The organism is Caballeronia sp. INML2 (genome assembly GCF_023631365.1).
Taxonomy (GTDB): domain Bacteria; phylum Pseudomonadota; class Gammaproteobacteria; order Burkholderiales; family Burkholderiaceae; genus Caballeronia; species Caballeronia turbans.
On sequence record NZ_JALQDH010000145.1, the window covers coordinates 1 to 5,372 of the forward strand.

A 5,372-nucleotide genomic window follows, 5' to 3' on the forward strand; every position below is an offset into this window, starting at 1 on the left:
GTGCGGTCTGGTTCTTCGGGGCTGGATATAGCGAAAGTATCAAGAGTCTCACACGAAGTATCAGAGGAAGGTTTTTCCATCTTTGGATGGAGTAAATCATCGTCAGTACGTTGAGTGAGCGACCGGGTTCATGGAACCCGAAAACAGTAACAGGAATTGAACTGAAGAGTTTGATCCTGGCTCAGATTGAACGCTGGCGGCATGCCTTACACATGCAAGTCGAACGGCAGCACGGGGGCAACCCTGGTGGCGAGTGGCGAACGGGTGAGTAATACATCGGAACGTGTCCTGTAGTGGGGGATAGCCCGGCGAAAGCCGGATTAATACCGCATACGATCTACGGAAGAAAGCGGGGGATCTTCGGACCTCGCGCTGCAGGGGCGGCCGATGGCAGATTAGCTAGTTGGTGGGGTAAAGGCCTACCAAGGCGACGATCTGTAGCTGGTCTGAGAGGACGACCAGCCACACTGGGACTGAGACACGGCCCAGACTCCTACGGGAGGCAGCAGTGGGGAATTTTGGACAATGGGGGCAACCCTGATCCAGCAATGCCGCGTGTGTGAAGAAGGCCTTCGGGTTGTAAAGCACTTTTGTCCGGAAAGAAAACCATCGCCCTAATATGGTGGTGGGATGACGGTACCGGAAGAATAAGCACCGGCTAACTACGTGCCAGCAGCCGCGGTAATACGTAGGGTGCGAGCGTTAATCGGAATTACTGGGCGTAAAGCGTGCGCAGGCGGTCTGTTAAGACCGATGTGAAATCCCCGGGCTTAACCTGGGAACTGCATTGGTGACTGGCAGGCTTTGAGTGTGGCAGAGGGAGGTAGAATTCCACGTGTAGCAGTGAAATGCGTAGAGATGTGGAGGAATACCGATGGCGAAGGCAGCCTCCTGGGCCAACACTGACGCTCATGCACGAAAGCGTGGGGAGCAAACAGGATTAGATACCCTGGTAGTCCACGCCCTAAACGATGTCAACTAGTTGTTGGGGATTCATTTCCTTAGTAACGTAGCTAACGCGTGAAGTTGACCGCCTGGGGAGTACGGTCGCAAGATTAAAACTCAAAGGAATTGACGGGGACCCGCACAAGCGGTGGATGATGTGGATTAATTCGATGCAACGCGAAAAACCTTACCTACCCTTGACATGGTCGGAATCCTGCTGAGAGGCGGGAGTGCTCGAAAGAGAACCGGCGCACAGGTGCTGCATGGCTGTCGTCAGCTCGTGTCGTGAGATGTTGGGTTAAGTCCCGCAACGAGCGCAACCCTTGTCCTTAGTTGCTACGCAAGAGCACTCTAAGGAGACTGCCGGTGACAAACCGGAGGAAGGTGGGGATGACGTCAAGTCCTCATGGCCCTTATGGGTAGGGCTTCACACGTCATACAATGGTCGGAACAGAGGGTTGCCAAGCCGCGAGGCGGAGCCAATCCCAGAAAACCGATCGTAGTCCGGATCGCAGTCTGCAACTCGACTGCGTGAAGCTGGAATCGCTAGTAATCGCGGATCAGCATGCCGCGGTGAATACGTTCCCGGGTCTTGTACACACCGCCCGTCACACCATGGGAGTGGGTTTTACCAGAAGTGGCTAGTCTAACCGCAAGGAGGACGGTCACCACGGTAGGATTCATGACTGGGGTGAAGTCGTAACAAGGTAGCCGTATCGGAAGGTGCGGCTGGATCACCTCCTTTCTCGAGCTTCGCACGAAGATATTAAGCGCTCACGCTTATCGGCTGTTGTTTAAGACAGGCTAAGGGTCTGTAGCTCAGTCGGTTAGAGCACCGTCTTGATAAGGCGGGGGTCGTTGGTTCGAATCCAACCAGACCCACCACGAGTCGAGATGCATGACTGGGGGATTAGCTCAGCTGGGAGAGCACCTGCTTTGCAAGCAGGGGGTCGTCGGTTCGATCCCGTCATCCTCCACCAATCTTCAATGCCTAGCGTTCAAGCAGTTGAGCGTTAAGCATTGGCGATTGATAGCCAGTTGATGCCGCAAGCAGGGCAGTACGCTTGTAGGCTAAACGTTCTTTAACAATCTGGAAGAAGTAGTAAAGAGAATCTTCGAAAGCACTTAGAGATGGGTGTGAGTAGGGATTCAGGGTAGTGATTGTATCGAGTATGAAAAAGTGATCGAGAGATCGCTTTGGAATACGGCACAACGCGAATACTCAGCCTATGACGTGGTGAATGCGAAGCAGACACACTCGTTATAGGGTCAAGCGAACAAGTGCATGTGGTGGATGCCTTGGCGATCACAGGCGATGAAGGACGCGGTAGCCTGCGAAAAGCGGTGGGGAGCTGGCAAACGAGCTTTGATCCACCGATATCCGAATGGGGAAACCCACTCCTTATGGAGTACCCATGACTGAATCCATAGGTCATGTGGGGCGAACGCGGTGAACTGAAACATCTAAGTAACCGCAGGAACAGAAATCAACCGAGATTCCCAAAGTAGTGGCGAGCGAAATGGGATCAGCCTGTACTCTTTATCTTCGTGGTTAGCTGAACGCTCTGGAAAGTGCGGCCATAGCAGGTGATAGCCCTGTAAGCGAAAACCGTGAGGAAGAACTAGGGGTACGAGAAGTAGGGCGGGACACGTGAAATCCTGTCTGAAGATGGGGGGACCATCCTCCAAGGCTAAATACTCGTGATCGACCGATAGTGAACCAGTACCGTGAGGGAAAGGCGAAAAGAACCCCGGGAGGGGAGTGAAATAGATCCTGAAACCGCATGCATACAAACAGTCGGAGCCTCGCAAGGGGTGACGGCGTACCTTTTGTATAATGGGTCAGCGACTTACGTTCAGTAGCGAGCTTAACTGATTAAGGCAGGCGTAGCGAAAGCGAGTCCGAACAGGGCGATCAGTTGCTGGGCGTAGACCCGAAACCAAGTGATCTATCCATGGCCAGGTTGAAGGTGCGGTAACACGTACTGGAGGACCGAACCCACTAACGTTGAAAAGTTAGGGGATGAGCTGTGGATAGGGGTGAAAGGCTAAACAAACTTGGAAATAGCTGGTTCTCTCCGAAAACTATTTAGGTAGTGCCTCGTGTATCACCTTCGGGGGTAGAGCACTGTCATGGTTGTGGGGTCCATTGCGGATTACTACGCCATAGCAAACTCCGAATACCGAAGAGTGCAATCACGGGAGACAGACATCGGGTGCTAACGTCCGGTGTCAAGAGGGAAACAACCCAGACCGCCAGCTAAGGTCCCAAAGATTGGCTAAGTGGGAAACGAAGTGGGAAGGCTAAAACAGTCAGGAGGTTGGCTTAGAAGCAGCCACCCTTTAAAGAAAGCGTAATAGCTCACTGATCGAGTCGTCCTGCGCGGAAGATGTAACGGGGCTCAAGCCAGTCACCGAAGCTGCGGATGCGTACGCAAGTACGTGTGGTAGGAGAGCGTTCCGTAAGCCTGCGAAGGTGCGTTGAAAAGCGTGCTGGAGGTATCGGAAGTGCGAATGCTGACATGAGTAGCGATAAAGGGGGTGAAAAGCCCCCTCGCCGTAAGCCCAAGGTTTCCTACGCAACGTTCATCGGCGTAGGGTGAGTCGGCCCCTAAGGCGAGGCAGAAATGCGTAGCTGATGGGAAGCAGGTCAATATTCCTGCACCATTGTTAGATGCGATGGGGGGACGGATCGCGGAAGGTTGTCCGGGTGTTGGACGTCCCGGTCGCTGCATTGGAGAAGGTGCTTAGGCAAATCCGGGCACAGAATTCAAGGGTGTGGCGCGAGCTTCTTCGGAAGCGAAGCAATTGGAAGTGGTTCCAAGAAAAGCCTCTAAGCTTCAGTCTAACGATGACCGTACCGCAAACCGACACAGGTGGGCGAGATGAGTATTCTAAGGCGCTTGAGAGAACTCGGGAGAAGGAACTCGGCAAATTGGTACCGTAACTTCGGGATAAGGTACGCCTCTGTAGCTTGACCAGCCTGCGCTGGAAGGGTGAAGAGGTTGCAATAAACTGGTGGCTGCGACTGTTTAATAAAAACACAGCACTCTGCAAACACGAAAGTGGACGTATAGGGTGTGACGCCTGCCCGGTGCCGGAAGATTAAATGATGGGGTGCAAGCTCTTGATTGAAGTCCCGGTAAACGGCGGCCGTAACTATAACGGTCCTAAGGTAGCGAAATTCCTTGTCGGGTAAGTTCCGACCTGCACGAATGGCGTAACGATGGCCACACTGTCTCCTCCCGAGACTCAGCGAAGTTGAAGTGTTTGTGATGATGCAATCTCCCCGCGGCTAGACGGAAAGACCCCATGAACCTTTACTGTAGCTTTGCATTGGACTTTGAACCGATCTGTGTAGGATAGGTGGGAGGCTATGAAACCGGAACGCTAGTTTCGGTGGAGCCGTCCTTGAAATACCACCCTGGTTTGTTTGAGGTTCTAACCTTGGTCCGTGATCCGGATCGGGGACAGTGCATGGTAGGCAGTTTGACTGGGGCGGTCTCCTCCCAAAGTGTAACGGAGGAGTACGAAGGTACGCTAGGTACGGTCGGAAATCGTGCTGATAGTGCAATGGCATAAGCGTGCTTAACTGCGAGACCGACAAGTCGAGCAGGTGCGAAAGCAGGTCATAGTGATCCGGTGGTTCTGTATGGAAGGGCCATCGCTCAACGGATAAAAGGTACTCTGGGGATAACAGGCTGATACCGCCCAAGAGTTCATATCGACGGCGGTGTTTGGCACCTCGATGTCGGCTCATCTCATCCTGGGGCTGTAGCCGGTCCCAAGGGTATGGCTGTTCGCCATTTAAAGAGGTACGTGAGCTGGGTTTAAAACGTCGTGAGACAGTTTGGTCCCTATCTGCCGTGGGCGTTGGATATTTGAAGGGGGCTGCTCCTAGTACGAGAGGACCGGAGTGGACGAACCTCTGGTGTACCGGTTGTCACGCCAGTGGCATCGCCGGGTAGCTATGTTCGGAAGAGATAACCGCTGAAAGCATCTAAGCGGGAAACTCGCCTTAAGATGAGATATCCCCGGGGCTTCGAGCCCCTTGAAGGGTCGTTCCAGACCAGGACGTTGATAGGTCAGGTGTGTAAGTGCAGTAATGCATTGAGCTAACTGATACTAATTGCCCGTAAGGCTTGATCCTATAACCAGTGTGTTTGTGCGCGCCCCGCGCGCCACCACTGGCGAGTCACGCGTGTGCGACAATCGCCACCCAATTCTTTACCGCTTCTTCCCAGATTGGTTGTGTTGAGCACCTCAACCCAACAACAAGTCATGCCTGATGACCATAGCGAGTCGGTCCCACCCCTTCCCATCCCGAACAGGACCGTGAAACGACTCCACGCCGATGATAGTGCGGATACCCGTGTGAAAGTAGGTAATCGTCAGGCTCCTCATGCGATAAACAAAAACCCCACCCC

At 53.5% G+C, this 5,372-nt stretch carries 2 tRNA genes and 3 rRNA genes; all 5 read left to right on the plus strand.

From position 1 onward, the window contains the following. The first annotated feature begins 158 nt into the window (after window positions 1-158). Window positions 159-1,690: ribosomal RNA gene (locus tag NCT32_RS36260) — 16S ribosomal RNA — on the plus strand. A 63-nt stretch (window positions 1,691-1,753) separates the two neighbouring features. Then, window positions 1,754-1,830: transfer RNA gene (locus NCT32_RS36265), tRNA-Ile, on the plus strand. Window positions 1,831-1,849: 19 nt separating this feature from the next. After that, window positions 1,850-1,925, plus strand: a tRNA-Ala gene (locus NCT32_RS36270). Between the two features lie 287 nt (window positions 1,926-2,212). Further along, window positions 2,213-5,095 (plus strand): 23S ribosomal RNA (locus NCT32_RS36275). 134 nt (window positions 5,096-5,229) lie between these two features. After that, window positions 5,230-5,342: ribosomal RNA gene (gene rrf, locus NCT32_RS36280) — 5S ribosomal RNA — on the plus strand. Together the 16S, 23S and 5S rRNA genes with 2 tRNA genes alongside form the textbook arrangement of a ribosomal RNA operon. Window positions 5,343-5,372 lie beyond the last annotated feature (30 nt).